This window comes from Sulfurospirillum sp. MES, from assembly GCF_000789415.1.
Classification (GTDB): domain Bacteria; phylum Campylobacterota; class Campylobacteria; order Campylobacterales; family Sulfurospirillaceae; genus Sulfurospirillum; species Sulfurospirillum cavolei.
The window spans coordinates 35,857-53,013 of sequence record NZ_JSEC01000009.1; the positions used below are offsets into that span (position 1 = coordinate 35,857).

General features: G+C 41.2%; 16 protein-coding genes. 11 read left to right on the forward strand and 5 right to left on the reverse strand.

Annotation, left to right across the window (positions count from 1 at the left end; all coding sequences use genetic code 11):
• Positions 1 to 3: 3 nt before the first annotated feature.
• The 3 genes from minE to ilvC all read right to left on the reverse strand — a co-directional run bounded on the left by minE (position 4) and on the right by ilvC (position 2,242).
• Entirely contained in the window at positions 4 to 243 is a 240-nt protein-coding gene (gene minE / locus OA34_RS10615; protein ID WP_039675156.1) for a cell division topological specificity factor MinE, read from the reverse strand.
• Positions 240 to 1,049, reverse strand: coding sequence for a septum site-determining protein MinD (gene minD, locus OA34_RS10620; protein WP_039675158.1), 810 nt, complete (start codon positions 1,047 to 1,049; stop codon positions 240 to 242). The genes minE and minD overlap by 4 nt, the downstream gene beginning before the upstream one ends.
• A gap of 170 nt (positions 1,050 to 1,219) precedes the next feature.
• On the reverse strand, positions 1,220 to 2,242 hold the full coding sequence (gene ilvC / locus OA34_RS10625) for a ketol-acid reductoisomerase (protein ID WP_039675160.1): 1,023 nt from the start codon (positions 2,240 to 2,242) through the stop codon (positions 1,220 to 1,222).
• A 136-nt stretch (positions 2,243 to 2,378) separates the two neighbouring features.
• On the opposite strand from ilvC, the gene OA34_RS10630 reads away from it, so the two are divergent.
• The 6 genes from OA34_RS10630 (at position 2,379) to rpsR (ending at position 7,377) form a co-directional block, all read left to right on the forward strand.
• Positions 2,379 to 3,191: an HDOD domain-containing protein gene (locus tag OA34_RS10630; protein ID WP_039675162.1), complete on the forward strand. Its 813-nt coding sequence runs from the start codon at positions 2,379 to 2,381 to the stop codon at positions 3,189 to 3,191.
• Entirely contained in the window at positions 3,188 to 5,134 is a 1,947-nt protein-coding gene (locus OA34_RS10635) for an RNB domain-containing ribonuclease (protein WP_039675164.1), read from the forward strand. Before OA34_RS10630 ends, OA34_RS10635 begins: the two co-directional genes overlap by 4 nt.
• Complete coding sequence (holA, locus tag OA34_RS10640; protein ID WP_039675165.1) at positions 5,127 to 6,101, forward strand: DNA polymerase III subunit delta; 975 nt, start codon at positions 5,127 to 5,129, stop codon at positions 6,099 to 6,101. The genes OA34_RS10635 and holA overlap by 8 nt, the downstream gene beginning before the upstream one ends.
• 72 nt (positions 6,102 to 6,173) lie before the next feature.
• Positions 6,174 to 6,575 (forward strand): 30S ribosomal protein S6, encoded by a 402-nt coding sequence (gene rpsF / locus OA34_RS10645; RefSeq protein ID WP_039675167.1) that lies wholly within the window; start codon positions 6,174 to 6,176, stop codon positions 6,573 to 6,575.
• 13 nt (positions 6,576 to 6,588) lie between these two features.
• Positions 6,589 to 7,089 carry a single-stranded DNA-binding protein gene (locus OA34_RS10650; protein WP_039675169.1) on the forward strand — a complete coding sequence of 167 codons (501 nt, stop codon included), beginning with the start codon at positions 6,589 to 6,591 and terminating at the stop codon, positions 7,087 to 7,089.
• 21 nt (positions 7,090 to 7,110) lie between these two features.
• Positions 7,111 to 7,377 carry a 30S ribosomal protein S18 gene (gene rpsR / locus OA34_RS10655; protein WP_039675171.1) on the forward strand — a complete coding sequence of 89 codons (267 nt, stop codon included), beginning with the start codon at positions 7,111 to 7,113 and terminating at the stop codon, positions 7,375 to 7,377.
• A 48-nt stretch (positions 7,378 to 7,425) separates the two neighbouring features.
• Here the strand turns inward: rpsR and lon are convergent, their stop codons facing one another.
• Positions 7,426 to 9,849: an endopeptidase La gene (gene lon, locus OA34_RS10660; protein ID WP_039675172.1), complete on the reverse strand. Its 2,424-nt coding sequence runs from the start codon at positions 9,847 to 9,849 to the stop codon at positions 7,426 to 7,428.
• 116 nt (positions 9,850 to 9,965) lie between these two features.
• Positions 9,966 to 10,610 carry an outer membrane protein assembly factor BamD gene (locus tag OA34_RS10665; RefSeq protein WP_039675174.1) on the reverse strand — a complete coding sequence of 215 codons (645 nt, stop codon included), beginning with the start codon at positions 10,608 to 10,610 and terminating at the stop codon, positions 9,966 to 9,968.
• A 160-nt stretch (positions 10,611 to 10,770) separates the two neighbouring features.
• Between OA34_RS10665 and fliW the strand changes: the two genes are divergently transcribed.
• The 5 genes from fliW to OA34_RS10690 are packed head-to-tail and all read left to right on the forward strand — an operon-like array spanning position 10,771 to position 17,096.
• Positions 10,771 to 11,166 carry a flagellar assembly protein FliW gene (gene fliW, locus OA34_RS10670; RefSeq protein WP_039675176.1) on the forward strand — a complete coding sequence of 132 codons (396 nt, stop codon included), beginning with the start codon at positions 10,771 to 10,773 and terminating at the stop codon, positions 11,164 to 11,166.
• 59 nt (positions 11,167 to 11,225) lie between these two features.
• Entirely contained in the window at positions 11,226 to 14,987 is a 3,762-nt protein-coding gene (locus tag OA34_RS10675; protein ID WP_039675178.1) for a hypothetical protein, read from the forward strand.
• Complete coding sequence (locus OA34_RS10680) at positions 14,987 to 15,673, forward strand: type II secretion system protein (protein WP_039675180.1); 687 nt, start codon at positions 14,987 to 14,989, stop codon at positions 15,671 to 15,673. Before OA34_RS10675 ends, OA34_RS10680 begins: the two co-directional genes overlap by 1 nt.
• Positions 15,670 to 16,644 (forward strand): type II secretion system protein, encoded by a 975-nt coding sequence (locus tag OA34_RS10685; RefSeq protein WP_039675182.1) that lies wholly within the window; start codon positions 15,670 to 15,672, stop codon positions 16,642 to 16,644. The genes OA34_RS10680 and OA34_RS10685 overlap by 4 nt, the downstream gene beginning before the upstream one ends.
• Positions 16,644 to 17,096 (forward strand): type II secretion system protein, encoded by a 453-nt coding sequence (locus tag OA34_RS10690; RefSeq protein ID WP_039675184.1) that lies wholly within the window; start codon positions 16,644 to 16,646, stop codon positions 17,094 to 17,096. The genes OA34_RS10685 and OA34_RS10690 overlap by 1 nt, the downstream gene beginning before the upstream one ends.
• Positions 17,097 to 17,157 lie beyond the last annotated feature (61 nt).

Below are 17,157 nucleotides of genomic sequence, written 5' to 3' on the forward strand. Positions count from 1 at the left end.
ACACTACTTTCCAAGAATAACTTCGACCTCTAATAACTCAAGATTTTGATTTGTCTGCGAGGTAATTTTCACGTCTTCAACTTTGGTATATTTACGAATAACCGCAATCAAATCGTTGCGCAAGTCGTCCATATAGGGAAGTTTGCAGCTCGCCCTTTCATGGGCAAGCATAATCTTCAAACGGTTTTTGGCGACATCGGCACTGTTTTTGTTACGACCGAAAAAACTATCCAAGAAACTCATTTAAAGATTCCTTTCAACGTTGCAAGAATTCCTTTCTTTGCACGAATATCCAAAAATTCCACATCTTCGCCCAAAATACGACGGGCTATATTGCGATAAGCTTCGGCAGAGAGGGATTTGTCTTTATTGACAATAGGCGAACCCGTGTTGGTGGAGGTAATAATATCTTCATCGTCGGGGACGATACCGATCAACGGGAGCGCTAAAATACTTAAAACGTCTTCGACGCTTAGCATATTACCCGCATCGACCATTTCAGGTTTGATACGATTGATGATAATGTGTTTTTCGACCTCTTGTCCATTGGTAGCTTTTTCACTTTTCGCATCGATAATACCGATAACCCTATCGGCATCGCGAACAGAACTGACATCGGGCGTCGAAACGATTAATGCACGGTCGGCTAAAAAAATCGAGTGTTCAAACCCGCTTTCAATACCCGCAGGCGAATCGATCATCACGATATCAAAACTCTCTTTGAGATTTTCGATCAACGCTTTGACTTTATCTTTATTTAAAATATCTTTATCTTTGGTTTGGCTTGCGGGTAAAAAATAAAGCGTTTTCGATTTTTTATCGTTGATCAACGCTTGCGCAAGGTTACATCGCCCTTCCATAACATCGACGACGTCATAGACGATACGATTTTCAAGCCCCAAAATCATGTCAAGATTTCTAAGCCCGATATCAAAGTCGATAGCAACCACTTTTTTGCCCAAATTTGCAAGTCCGACGGCAAGATTGGCGGTAGTGGTGGATTTGCCGACCCCGCCTTTACCCGACGTTACGGTAATAACTATACCCATGTAACCTCTTTGAATAAATCAAGATAGAGTTCCTCGAACTCTTTACGCCGTTGTTGAGAGTAAAACACCCGACATGACGTTAAAAAGCGGGTTTTCTTCGCTAGAAAACCCACACACTTTTCGTGTTATTTTCGGTTCTTTCGCCATCGCATTGTGAAAGAACCGAAACGTTAGTTTTTGTCTTTGTTGATGATTTTTTTAGAAGTAATCCAAGGCATCATCGCTCTGAGTTTCTCACCTGTTTTGTTAAGGAGGCTTCTCTCTGTTTTAGCGCGCTCTGCGTTCATGCGAGTGTATCCTGCTTTGCGCTCAAGAATAAAATCTTTGGCAAAACGGCCATCTTGAATCTCAGCCAAGATCTCTTTCATCGCTGCTTTTGATTCAGCGTTGATCACACGTTTTCCACTCACATAGTCACCATACTCTGCGGTGTTAGAGATAGAATAACGCATATCGGCAATACCGCCTTGGTACATCAAATCAACGATGAGTTTAAGTTCATGTAGACACTCAAAGTATGCCATCTCAGGCTCATAACCTGCTTCCACCAACGTTTGGAAACCCGCTTCTACTAAAGATGTCACACCACCACAAAGAACCGCTTGCTCACCAAAAAGATCGGTCTCTGTTTCGTCTTTGAAGGTTGTCTCAATAATACCCGTACGACCACCACCAATCGCTGAAGCGTAGCTTAGTGCAAGGGCTTTTGCTGTGCCAGTTGCATCTTGATCAACTGCAATAAGATCAGGGATACCACCACCGTTAACAAACTCACTTCTAACCGTGTGACCTGGCGCTTTTGGAGCGATCATAATGCAATCGACGCCTTTAGGAGTGATAATTTGACCGTAGTGGATGTTAAAACCGTGTCCGAATGCAATCGCTTTACCGGCACTTAGGTTGGGTTTGATTTCCGCAGCAAAAACGTCGCTTTGCATCTCGTCCGGTAACAAAATCATAATCACGTCGGCATATTTCGTCGCTTCGGCAACGCTCATCACGTTAAATCCTTTTGCTTCCGCTTTCGCCCATGAACTGCCTTCTTTGCGAAGACCGACGACGACTTCTACGCCGCTGTCGCGAAGATTTTCCGCATGTGCATGTCCTTGAGAGCCAAATCCGATCATCGCTACTTTTTTTGAGCGAATAATGCTTAAATCACAATCTTTGTCATAATAGACGGTAATTGCCATAACAGATCCTTGTCGTATAAATTTCACGCATTTTACAGAAGTGTTACTTAAAAACTTTACAACACCATCTAAAAGGAAACTATAAAGCAAGACGAGATAGAATGTGACGTATAACATTCTTTATGCAGGATCGGTTATGGACGAAAATATTTTAAAAAAAATCAAGGCTCTACCGCCGCTTGACGATACCGTGTTGAAAATCCAGCGCATTTGCGTTGATAAAAACAGTTCTCTTTCCGATTTGGTACAAGTCGTCGAGAGCGATCCGATGTTAACCGCCAATATTCTCAAATCATCCAATTCGCCGTTGTACGGTTTTAGCCGAGAAATTAAGAACATTGCCCATGCGGTCTCTTTGTTCGGCATGGCGACGGTTCGGGGTTTTGCGCTTTCAAGTGCGATCAAACAAAATATTAAAATTAATTTAGAACCTTACAACATCAATAACAATATCTTCCTCGATATCAGTACCTTGCAAAGCATGTTCATGTTCAAGTGGTACTCTAAAGTCGATAAATCTCTTCTCGACATTCTTCAACCCGCGTCCTTTATGATGGAAGTCGGAAAGATTATTATTGCACATGAACTCATCGAACGCCACAAAGAACAGGCCTTTCAAGAAGCACTTTTAAACGTTACGACCTTAGATGCCTTGGATGCTTTGGAAAAAGAGTACGTCGGATTTTCAAACGAAGAGATTACCGCTAAGATTTTTGAGCAATGGAATTTGGAAAGCGAACTTGTGGAAGCGATTCAATATTCGCGTACGCCCGAAAAAGCTCCCGAGCATATTAAAGTGTGCGCACGCGCTTTACATGTCGTGCAAACCGCCGTTAATATTTTTGCCCAACTAAGCGATACGTCGATTCAAAACGCCTTAGTGCTTTTGGAAGAGTACCGCCTTCAAAAAGAACCGTTTCTAGAAACGTACGAGCAATTCATACAGTGAGAGATTTTCTTTTAAGTTTGAGTCGCGGAGTGGCACGACACGATGTGCCTTCCGCTTTTTTGCCTCATTTTCAAGCACTGCTTCAACTACGCGCCTTAGTTCAAAAAAACGATCTTTACAGTTTAGATCCTTCTTACAAAGCCGGAAAACTCGACGTCGCATTTAACGGAACCGGTTTTTTAAGCTCTTTAGAGCCGACGAGCGCCAAAGATATTCTCATTGAATCTTCAAGCTTGCACGGTGCGATGAGAGGCGATCTTGTCGTCGTTAAACGCGTTGCCAATAAACGAAGTTCGCGTCCTAAAGCCGTGGTTGTTTACATCGCTCAACGCGCCTTTAGCAAAAGCATCGTCTACACCAAAATGAGCAAAGGCAAAGTCGTCGGTGCCAACGTGCAAAACGAAGCACTCTTTGAGATAACCGCCAGCCAAAAATCGCTTAAACAATTACCGTTGGGAGCTGTCCTCAAAATCGACAATACGTCCAATACGATCGAAGAGGTGCTAGGCGTTTTAGACGATCCGAGCGTCGATGAAAAGATTTCATTGGCTCTTTTCGATAAAAAAGAGTTTTTCAGCCCGGAAGCCGAAGCCGAAGCCAAAAGCCACGGCGATTTTGTCGACAAAAGCTACTATGCACATCGCGTCGATTTAACACATCTACCCTTTTGCACGGTTGATCCCGTGGATGCCAAAGATTTTGACGACGCTATCTATTTTGACGTGCAAAACCACGTTTTATACGTTGCTATCGCCGATGTAAGCGAATACGTACATGCTATGGGTTATATCGATAAAGAAGCTCTCGTTCGCGGTTTTTCGATCTATTTTCCGCATAAAGCGATTCCGATGCTACCACGCGCTTTAAGCGAAAATATCTGTTCGCTCAAACCAAACGTCGATCGACTCGCTTATACGTTTAAAATAACGCTCGACCCGCTGACATGTGAACCGATCCAAGAAGAGTTATTCGAAAGCGTCATTCATTCGCAAAAACGTTATACGTACGAGACAATCGATCTGTTTTTAAAAGGCGATCTTAGCGATGCCGACGCAACGGACCAACCTATTTTGGCATACCTTTTAGAACTGAATGCTTTGACGAAAAAATTGCGTACCATACGCTTGGAAAAATCCTTTTCGTTTCGTGCTTCGGAAATTCGAATGCGCGTCGATGAAAACCAAAATCTGATCTCGACGAGCATCGAAGAAGAGACCCCTTCTCACGGACTGATCGAAGATTGTATGCTTCTTGCCAACAAAGCCGCCGCTAAAAAACTGGGATTCGGTATCTTTAGAACGCATGAAAGCCCTTCTTATGAACGAATGGAAGCACTTTTGAGCGATTTGGTACTGATCGGTATTAACGTGAAGCTCCGCTCGGATCTGCCGCAAATGATTCGAGAGATTCAACAAAAAGCCGATACGCTGAACCTTCGCGACGAAGTCGATAAACTCATTATCAAAAGCCAAAAGAAAGCCATTTACGAACCGGAAAACAAAGGGCATTTCGGACTCGGATTTGACATGTACACCCATTTCACTTCACCGATTCGTCGTTACAGCGACTTGACGTTGCACCGCCTTTTGAAAGCCAAAACGTCACACGACGATAAAAAATTGGCATTTTTGCTCAAAGACATCGCGCCTTTATGCGAACAAATTAGCCTTCTCGAGCGTGAAAGCGACAAAGTCGCTTGGGATTATATGGACCGTAAATTTGCACGCTATATGGCCTTACATGTCGGCGAAAATTTCAAAGCAATCGTCGTTGAAACCGAGCAAAACGCGATTGCAAAGTTAGACGATACGATCAAGGGCGCTCGCATCTTTTTGCTGGATGATGACGTGCATCTTTTGCAGCGCGTTGAGATTAAAATCGTCGAGAGCAACATCGCTACGGCAAGGATTTATGCACGCGTTACGAGGAGCTTTGATGTATAAAAGAGAGTTTGAAAATCTTTTAAAAACCAAAAAGGTTCCCAAAACAACGCTTTTTTACGGCGCATGTGCTTACCAAAACAATCTTTTAACCCGTGCTTTGTTGGAACTTTTAAATGCATCCGGCGAAGAAAAACTCATGATGTATTACGACGAATACCATTTCGGTTCGGCAAAAAATTTTCTTTCGCAAGCCTCGCTTTTCGGTGATCGCAATATTTTAATCCTTAAAACCGATAAGCCGCTTCCCGCAAAAGAACTTTCAACCTTAGTCGAGTTGTGTACGAAAAACGATTCTAGCTATTTTATTTACCAATATTTCGGTGAAGATAAAAAAGCAACGCCGATGACCAAAGCTTTCGACAAATTTTTCGTTCGTCTCTTCAAAGCCGACTATAACGAAGCCGTATCGCTTCTAGCCCAACATGCAAACGCTATCGGGCTCGCGATCGATCGTTACGCTTTGGGAGAATTGTACGTTTTGCATGCGGAAGATTTAGCGTTGTGCGTTAACGAGTGCGAAAAACTGCTTGTTCTGGGGAAAGAGATTCAAACCGCCGATATTCATACGCACGTTTACGGTCTCGGAGCGGTTTCCATGGACCGTTTTATGGGTAAGTTATTGGAAAAAAAAGATATTAAAGAGGAGTTTTTACGCCTTGTCGAAGGCGACGGCATTGAAGAAATTCGTATCGTCAATGCTCTGCAAACGCATATTTCGCAACTTTTTTTATTTCACGCCTACATCAAACTTCACGGCACGTTTGACGCCAAAGCGATTTTAGGTTACCCTCTTCCGCCGCAACTCGCCGCCGAACGCTCTAAAATTTCCATTAAAATCGACTTGGCAACCTACCAACGGCTTTTAACGCTTTTAACCGATGCCGAATACCGACTTAAAAAAGCCGGAAATATTGAAAAAAGCAGTTATCTGCTCTCTACCTTAATAAAATTTCAAAGTTTTTTATAGTATAATCCGCGTCTATTCTAAAAATCCTTACTCAAATAGATATTATTTGGGTGAAATCCATAAGGAGACATTATGCGACATTATGAGTTGCTTGTCGTAGTTAAACCTACGCTAACCGTAGAAGAACTACAAGCAAAACTAGGCTTTCTAAAAGAAATTTTAGAAAAAAACGGCGCGGTTATCGCTGCCACACTTGATATGGGTACCCGCAAACTTGCGTATCAAATCGATAAATTTGAGCGCGGTACATACGTTGTATTCTACTTTACTGCCCCAACGGCTGCGATTGCAGAAGTTGAAAGACTTATCCGTATTACGGAAGAGTTTATCCGCTTTATGACCGTAAAATTTGAAAATCAAAAAGAACTTCGTTTCTGGAACAAACAAGTGGAAAAAATCACGAAAAAAAGTGATGCGCCCGCTGTTGTAGAGACTAAAGAGATTGTAGAAGATACTGTTACGACTGAAGCTTAAATAAGGAGCCACGATGTTCAATAGAGTGATTATGCTTGGTAATCTCACGCGCGATTGCGAACTTCGCTACCTGCCAAACGGAGGTGCCGTATGCACAACGGGACTTGCGACTAACCGTCGCTTCAAAAAACAAGACGGTAGCCAAGGTGAAGAGGTTTGCTTTATCGATATCACTTTCTTTGGACGCACGGCGGAAATTGCCAACCAATACCTAAGCCGCGGCAAAAAAGTATTGGTGGAAGGTCGTTTGAAACTCGATCAGTGGACGGATCAACAAGGCGTTAAACGCTCGAAACACTCCATCACGGTTGAAACGCTTCAAATGATTGATTCTCGCGGACAAAACGAAAGTGATATGGGCGGAAGTTACGGTGATTCGACAAGCGGTTCTATGCCAAACGTCGGTTATACCCCCAACCCAAAACCGGCCGGCGCACCAAGACAATCAGCTCCCGAAATGAGTGGTCATGATATTCCGAGCATCGATATTAACGATGACGAAATACCGTTTTAGTAAATAAAGAAGGATAAAAAGATGGCAGAGAAAAGAAAATTTGCACGTAAATACTGCAAATATTGTGAAGCAAAAATAGAATACGTTGACTATAAAGATGCAAAAATTTTGAGACACTCACTTTCCGAGAGATACAAAATTATGCCTCGCCGTTTAACCGGTAACTGCAAACGTCACCAAGAGATGGTCGAACTTGCGATCAAACGCGCTCGTGCGACGGCGGTTATCCCATACATCATCGACACGAAAAAAGTCGTGGCCGTGCCTTTTGAGCAATTGCAACAATAAAGCTTACATGTAAGGTTTGGAACGCGCTTCCAAACCTTACGTTTTACATCATTTTACGAGCGCGAACTCCAACACTTCTTCAATCTTACTGACCGGGATAATCGTCATTTTTTCTTTCACTTCGTCCGGAATTTCCTCGAGGTCTTTTTCGTAATTTTTCTTCGGTATCAATGCCGTTTTGATTTTCGCTTTATACGCCGCAATCAATTTCTCTTTAAGTCCACCGATCGGCAACACTTTACCGCTGAGGGTTATTTCGCCCGTCATCGCAACGTCGCTTTTGACTTTTTTGTCGCAGAGAATGGACGCAATCGCCGTTGCCATCGTTATACCCGCACTCGGACCGTCTTTGGGCGTTGCGCCTTCAGGCACGTGAATATGCAGATCGTAACGTCGGTATACGTCGCTAGGTTCAACGGTTTTGGCATTTTCTTCTTTGTCCAAGCCCGTCGTCGGAATAATAGAAAGAGGAACGCTAATTTTGCCGTTGTCGATCAAAACTTTGACGACACTTAACGCGATTTTTGCCGATTCTTTCATGACATCGCCCAACGAACCCGTAATTTGTATGCCGCCTTTGCCTTGAATGCGAATGGCTTCGACTTTCAATACGTCGCCTCCGACACTCGTCCATGCAAGTCCGTTGACGATTCCTATGCTATTTTCCTTATCGACTTCGTCGATCTCGAAAACCGTTTTAGGAAGATACTCTTTGAGGTTGCTGTTGGTAATGCTGACTTTTTCTAGTTTAGGATCCATTAAAAGATGTTTGGCAACTTTACGCAAAATGTCGGCGATGCGGCGACGTAAATTACGGACTCCCGATTCTCTCGTATAATTGGAAATAATCAGTTGTAACGTTGCTTTCGAAATCGCCACTTCGTTATTTTTAAGTCCGTGTTTTTTCAATTCCTGAGGAATTAAGTATTTTTTAGCAATTTCGTATTTTTCCTGCGGCGTATAGGAATTCACGAAGATAAACTCCATACGATCGCGAAGCGGTGCGGGAATAGAACCGACTTCATTCGCCGTCGCAATAAAAATAACCTTACTCAAATCGATATTAAAATTGAGGTAGTAATCTCTAAATTTATTGTTTTGTTCGGGATCCAACACTTCTAAAAGTACCGCCGTCGGATCGCCCCTGTAACTGCGGGCGACTTTATCGATCTCGTCTAAAACGACGACGGGATTCATCTCTTCGGCTTCAATAATGCCTTGAACGATGCGTCCGGGCATTGCTCCGATATACGTGCGTCTGTGCCCTCGAAGTTCGTTCACGTCTTCCAAACCGCCTAAAGCGATACGAACAAGTTTGCGTTTAAGTGCTTTTGCTATCGAATTGGCTAAAGAGGTCTTACCCACGCCCGGAGGACCTGCAAAACATAAAATCGCGCCGTTTGCCGATTTGTCGGCGATACCGCGTTTGGCTAAAAGTTCGCGTACGGCAAAAAACTCTTCGATACGCTCTTTAGGCTTATCAAGCGAATAATGGTCTTTATCCAGTTGCGCTTTAACCTCAAGCACGTCAAGGTTTTTCTTAGCCGCTTTGCCAAAAGGAATTTCAATAACCCAGTCAAGATAGCTTTGAATCAAATTTGCATCGGCAGAATCCGGATGCATTCGAGCGAGCTTATCGATCTGCTTTTTGATCTCTTTGTAGGCATCTTCTTCCATATACTCTTTTTTTGCTTCGAGTTTTTTACGGTATTCCTCGATCTCTTCTTCGCGCTGATTGTCCGTACCTAGCTCTTTTTGGATCTGTTTAAGCTGTTCTTTGAGAAAATACTCTTTATTGACTTTCTCGATTTGCGAATGAACTTTGGTTTTGATCTCTTTTTTCAAACGACTCGACTCGATCTCTTCAATCACGTAATCGATAATTTGTAAAAGTCTGACTTCATCGTCGGCTTCGACAAAAAGTTTATAGGCTTGTTCTTTTTTAAGCTTCATCGTACTTGCGATCAAATCGATAATACGATTAACGTCACTGTTTTCTTCAACGGTTTTGAGCAAATCCGGAGGAAATTGACCGCTTAAAGACGAAAGTTGCGTAATTTTCTCGCGTAAAACCGATAGTGCCGCTTCGACTTTCATCGCTTCGGATCGGTGCGTTTGAATCAGATCGATTGTCGCGCGAAGCGGCATAGAGCCTAATTCTTTTAAAATTTTGCCTTTTTGCATCCCTTGAAATAAAATTTTGACGCGACCGTCGGGTAATTCGACTTTGCGCATGATAGAGCCTATCACGCCCGCAGGATAAATTGCATTAAAATCTCGTCCTTGTTCCCCTCCGACTTTGGCCGTACAGACCATCACTAAAGAGTTGTGTTCTAACGCTTCGTTAGCGGCTCGTATATTCTCTTCATCGGCTAAGAAGAGCGGTGAGATCATAAATGGGTATAAGAATAAATTATCCTCGACAACAATCGGGATATCCGCAGGAAATGCGGTATAATCGGTGATCTTCATCGTTTATCACTCCGTATAAATTTAATGTAACGTTTATAGTATTTTACAAAGTAGCACATAAAAGTTGAGCTTTTATGTGCCTATTAGATTATAGAGTAAAGAAGTAAATAAAAAGTCTATTTTTCAAACCATGAGCGATACCACGGCATATTCGGCTCAATCATTTGTGCTTTTCCTAAAGAAGAGTTAGTGATTTTATCTTCGTAGATTTTTGCCGCTTCGGGTTTATCGACACGTGTGTAAAGGTTTTTGATATTTTCGTTTAAAAAGTACTCGCCTAATTCCAAACGCACTAAAATCGTTTCCGCTAAAGGACGAAATTTAGAGTTGGGGTATTTGGTAAGAAACTCTTTGGTTTGCGCAATCGTATCCATCAAAAGTTGCTGATTGCGATTGGGATTGGGGAACGATTCATAATTGGCTTTAATCTTCATAAAACGGACATGATCGGCATTTTCACGGCTACCGTAACGTTTTAGATACTCGTCGAGATAAAAGTTTGCTAAAACGTATTCCTCGTCTTGCATGTGAGCGTTGGCAAGCATCATCATCGCTTCAGGCAAAAGCGGCGATTCGATATGTTCACTCGCGAGCGACGTGTAAAATCCGTCGGCTTTTTCGAGATCTTGCGCTTTGATCTCTTTGGCAATCTGTTCATACCAATACGTTGCGGGCATGTTAAAAACTTCCTTATCCTTGGAAGCACATCCGCTGATAAAAGCGACTAACGACGCGGCGACAAGCATATTTGCTATCTTCATTCATTCTATCCTTTTCGTTACAGTAAAAATCTTATTGTACCCGTTTTTTCGTTATCTTACTATATAACGGATTAATTTTCTTTTTTCAGCAAAAATGAGAGCCATTTAACCAACAAAATGCTACAATAAATCAAAATAACTATTTTTCAAAAGGAATTGTATGGTTTTTAGTCTTAAAATGCCTCTTTTAGGGTTTGAATCGATTCAAGAAGTGGAACTTGAAAAAATCGACGAATTCTTCGTTAAATTTATTTCAAAGTCCGATACGACAACATTCACGCTTATCAACCCCTTTATGCTGAGACCTTACGAATTTGAAATCCCCGAATATTTTAGAACACTCCTCGATATTAACGAAAAATCAAACATTCTTATCCTCAATATTATGATTATCGCCACGCCCATTGAAGCCTCTACGATAAACTTTTTAGCCCCGTTGGTTTTTAACGTCGATAACGGCGCAATGGCACAAGTGGTCTTAGACGCCAACAAATATCCGGAATTCGGTTTGATGGAAGGAATCGCTCAGTATTTGAATAAAGAGAAATCTGAGTAGAACGTGACGCATTTGATGCGTTTTAGCTTTTACATGTAAAGATATGTCAGAGGTGATGCATGAAAAAAAGTAGTTTTATTTTATTTATTTTTTTAATGACTCTCTTTAGCCCTTTTACGTGGGCAGCTTGCAGTGGAACAGCTAAAGGCACATGGAATGCTAGTACTGTAGGAACTTATAATAATAGTAATGATAGCTTCTCAGCTGATTATTATACGATTACTCTTTCTCAAGCCGATACAATCAACCTAAACATTGATAATATAAGTAGCAATGGGTGGCTTGATTGGACAAATCGAACATTTACCGTAAGCCTATATCCAAACAATGCGTGTTCATCATCAGCTATATGGAGTAGCACCATAACAAAAGGATCTTCTGATTCAATCAGTTTAAATCTTTCTGCTGGGACATATACGTTGCAATTAACGCGCAGTACAAACAATAAAACCGGATATAGCTTAAATGCTACCCGTGGAATCATATTTTCCGGAAATAATTATAAAGATTTTTCTATTTTGTATACTGAAAATTTACGTGGAGATATTCGCCAAATTGGCAACACTATTTTAGGAAGAAACGATAATGGAAGCACCACCTGCCCTGGAAATACAACGAATAATGCAGACGATAATTTAGTCACTCGCTATTGGGATGTGGATGGGGATAGTTCTACGTTTAACTCTTCTTCAAGTGATCTTCAAATTCCCACAGGTGCTACAATCAAAAAGGCTTATTTGTACTGGCAAGGACGAACCACCTCAAGCAATTCCGCCAATGCTGCACAAATCAAACTCAAAGCTCCTGGAAAAAGTTACGTTACGCTAAACGCTCCATCTGCTAACATGCATTGGGATGGTAGCAGAGAAGATTATTTTCCCTATCAAGGCTCGGTTGAAATTACAAATTATATGAATGGGCCTGGAACTTATACTGTCGGGGATATTACAACCTATGCAGGTAAATATATAGACGGACTGGGTGCTTACGGTGCTTGGAGTATCGTCGTCGTTTATACTAAAGACGACGAAACTTTACGTAATATTACAATCTATGACGGATACAAAACAATTGCTACCAATAACTCGGAAAATTTTACGCTTTCTGGATTTTTAACCCCATCTAAAGGAGCCGTAAACTCTAAGTTTCTAATTTTCACAGGTGAAGGCGATGTCAATTTAAAAGGTGATTATGTCACTATGAATGGCACAAGACTAACACGATTCAACGATAATAGTACAAATACTGGCGATTATAATACATTTAATGCAAGTATCACAAAAGACGACGCCTATGTCACAACAAGACAACCTTCATGTCAAAATAACTTAGGTATTGATATTCACACCTATGATGTTGGAAGTACAGGCTTAAATATCATTAAAAACAATAACACAAGTGCCTCTTTAACCATAGGCACAAACAGCGATGTGTACTACCTTTCCGTATTTGCATTTGCAACGCAGCTCTATGAACCTCGCGTGTGTTATTATATCGAACGCATCAGTGATGATAGCAACAAAACAATTTTTGAAAATAAAAAATTTATAGATTCCATTGAAGCAAATAAAAATTATACCTTTGACATGTGGATTTCCAATATGAAACGGTCAACAAGCGACACAGATATCGAAACGGCAAAGCTCGTTAAAATTGATTTAAATATGACGACGATGAATTATCAAGCTGGATCAACTTCTATTAAAAATATAGGCAAGAACACCTATGATACTATTACGGATAATAAAGATAGTGATATTGGAGAACATAACGCTACCACGAATTTAAGTACATGGCGCCTTGGAACGGGTGCTACCGGAACTCAAGGAGGTACGCTAGATGTTGCTACGGATTTTACAGATAATAGTAAAAAAGCTTATGTAAAATTAGTCAATCAATTACCCGAAAACAATCAAACAACGATCAATCTCTCTAATTATTTAATTTTTAAAGCTTCCTTTAAAACCGATAGCATCACTATTGATCCTAACGAAGCTCAAACTATAGAACAATGCATTGATTTCAACACGACGGCATCTGTTATTCAACCTCCTCTAGGTCTTTTCAACGTCGTCAACTATAACGGTTCTCTTAACAATACGTCGCTGTACACACAAATTGCCGGGCAAGATTTTCAAGTCAAAGTATTGGCACTTAATTCCGATTACTCAACGCTTAAAAATTATACAGGCGACGTCAATTTAAGTCTTATCGCCAAACCCGCATATATTGAGCACAACGATGCCGCTAACCAAGAGTTATGTAATGCTGCAACACCTCTTTCCGGTATAACAAAAGTAACTTTTACAGGGAATAGTGAACAAATAAAAACGCTTAATTATGGATCCGCTTCTAGGGATGTTGCTTTTCAAATAGCTTATACCGACGCTAATAACGTACGTAAATACGTCTGCTCACAAGATAGCTTTTCGATTCGCCCAGCAACCTATACCTATGCGATGACACCCGATGAAGAACCTCTTATAGGCGGTGCCAACTATACGCTTACCGTCAAAGCCATCACTAGCGCAAATGCTCCAACAAGCGGATATGACCAAGTTGTTGCTACGAATAGCGGTAATTTAAAGGCTATTTTAGATCTGATTATTCCCGAAGAATGTACTCTTCCAGAAGAAAATACACCTCTTACGCCTATGACATTCAATAATGGAATTTCTACGTTTGATAATTTTATATATAATAATGTAGGAGATGTAAATGTTACAATTTTAGATAATGATTGGACGGCAAATGATCAAAAAAGCGGTGATTGCCTCATAGGAAGCACTTCATCAACTCCAAATGCAGATGGAAAAGTTGGATGCCAAATTAAAAAAGTTCAAACATTCACTTTCAGTCCAAAAAAATTTATGAATACGTTAGAACTGAAAAATTTTAATGACGGTAATTTTACATATCTTTCAAATGACGAAAATATGAGTGCTAAACTTCTTTTTACGACGACGGCTGTCTTGGATGATAATTTAACGGCTGCTACAAATTATACGAAAAAATGTTATGCAAAAGATATTACCTATACTGTTGAATTAAATGCGACAACGCAAGATAAGCGTAATCGTATTCGCTACTTTGAAGATGAAAGCACTTCGAATTTTGAAAACAATAATACCGTAGCAAGAGCTACTTTTAGTTCAACAGAAGGAAATTTTACCAACGGTACTGCAAGCAATCTCAAAATGTTCTTCAACTTTACACGTGCGATAAATATGCCTGATGAACCTTTTAGAATTTTTACAAAAGATTTTAATATTATACAAATTACGGATACTACCGGTGTTACAGGCACAGACTTTAATCGTACAAATGATCAAAATGTAACACTTTATTACGGTCGTGTTTATTCAACGGATTATCGAGGACAAAGTCCAATAACTGCTACCATTCGCTATGAAGTTTATTGTAAAGATTGTAACACTAGTGCTTTTACGGCGATAGGGACACAAAGCCCAACATCACTAACATGGTACCAAAATCCTTTCCATGTAATTGCTGATGGCAGTGTAAACGCTTTTGCATCTCGTGGTATAACGGGTGTTGCTCCTCTTATTTCTAATAACATTAACAATGGTCTTGAAAACAATACTTTAACCAATAATGCTGCAAATAATGCCCCCTATACCGATACTATACAAATGACACCATCGCCATGGTTACTCTTTAATTTGTACAATGCAGCAGCAGTAACCAATGACTTCTCGGTTGCGTTTACACGACAAGGCGATTGGGCGGGGCAAGGGTCACTGGGGCAAACCGTTGATTTAAACACTTCAACACGTACCAACCGTAGGATGGAATGGTAATGCGTTCTGCTATGTCGCTTATTGAGCTTGTCTTTACGATCGTCATTATGGGGATTGTCGTGATGAGTTTGCCTCTTATTCTCACGCAAGTTCAACGAAACGATGCTTTTGCGATGCAACAAGAAGCAATTTTAGCAGCAAAGGCAAAAATAGGCAATATCCTCACGTATGAGTGGGATCACAATAGTTACGATTCAACAGCGTCACGTTCTTTTGTCCTTACTACCGTTAGCCCGGATACGGAACTTGATTGTAATGGAACGACATTTCGCCGTCTTGGTCACGTCAATGCCGATTCTCGGCGTAAATGCTCTGCCACGGGCGCATCGGCAAGTGCTATCGGTGCAGATGCGGGTGACGGCGGAAATTTTACCGATATCGACGATTTTAACGGTTTACCACCCACTACATTGGTCGTTACAGCAGGAGAAGATGCTGGAACGTTAGATTATATTTTTGACTTGAACCTAACAACAAGCATTAATTATGCAGAAGATAACGCAACCTATAGTAGTAATGGCACACTGAATGATTTTACGTTTAATCCTAACAATGCACCTACAACACCGACAAATATAAAAGTGATTTCAGTGACTGTTTCAGGCGGCGACCAAAATATAACGTTACGTGCCTTTACATGTAACATCGGAGAATCCATGCTTCTTCCCTCAAGGCCGTACCAATGAAAAAACGCTCCGCTTTTACGATGATAGAGTTAGTGATGGTCATCGTGATTTTTGGTATTATCGCAAGTATCGGAGCCGAGATTATCACGAAAATGTATGAAAACTATTTGCGAACGCGCGCGATCAATCGCCTACAGAGCCAAACCGAAATTACGCTCGAGCAAGTTGCCAAGCGTCTACAATATCGCATCAAAGATAGCGTAAGAGCAAGCAACGATAACGGTGCCTCGTGGCGAGCACTACCAAATGCGATAGCAGGATACGACACAATCGAGTGGATCGGGATCAGCAACGAAAGCTTTTTGGGCGAACATAACGGAACTTCCGTCGTTCCGGGATGGAGCGGCTTAATCGATATGAACGATACGGTTAATACAAGCCATGCGGCAAGAACGCTTTCCACACCGGGAAGCAGGTTGGATTTTACCAACAATATTATCAAATCTCTTACCGACAATAATGTTGCCATGGATGGAACGGCAATTAAGCACCCTGCACTTATTTTTAAAGGAGCAAAGCCTGGTACTTTTTCAAATTATTATGAAAATGCCATTACTATAGGGAACAACCCTTATGCAAGAAAGGTTCGATGCGTGGGTAATAATTGTGCGGCGAATTTTTCCATTTTACAACTTCTATCCAATGCAGCCAATGATGATTTGATCGACTATGACGGTGATGGGAATAGAGATATCTTTGAACAATACTACCTCGCCCATAGTGCTTATGCTCTCGCACCCGTAGGAGCTGCCGATGATTTTAATCTGACGCTTTATTACAATTATCAACCGTGGGAAGGCGAAACCTATACGACAAACGGTACACCGACGGTACTTGCCGAGCATGTCAGTACGTTTCGTATTCGACAAGACGGCGATAGTATTCGTATCAAACTCTGCATTCATGATGCCAACCAAAGTATTGCCAGTAATTTTGACTTTAGCGCATGCAAAGAAAAGGTGATTTACTAATGAAAAGAGGGTTTACACTGATTACCGCCATTATCTTTATCGTTTTAATTGCTACTATTGCGGCATTATCCCTCTCTTTTTCAACGTTTTCTACCAAACAAACCAGCGATCTCTATCTTAGAGAACAAGCCGAACTTTTACTTCAAAGCGGAACCGAATTTGCGCTTTTGGCCATCAGCGCTCATGAAATCAACGCAACAAATGGATGCATTAACACAGTGAATGCACAATACCCCCAGGCCGGAGTCAATGCTCTTTTTGATATCAATGCTACGATTTATTACATCGGTAACGGGCTTCCTTTGGCATGCAATATCTTAGGCGATAATGCCCTAGCAACCACCGACTCCAATGTTACCGTCATTATCGATACCGTCGTTGAAACAACGCCCGGAAACAACATCTCCACCGAACCGATTCGCTTGCATCGCCGTACGATCCAAAAGCCGTAATTTCAAGCTTGAAAACTCCTTTTCATTTAAGGTTTCATTTGTTATACTGACCTCATAAACC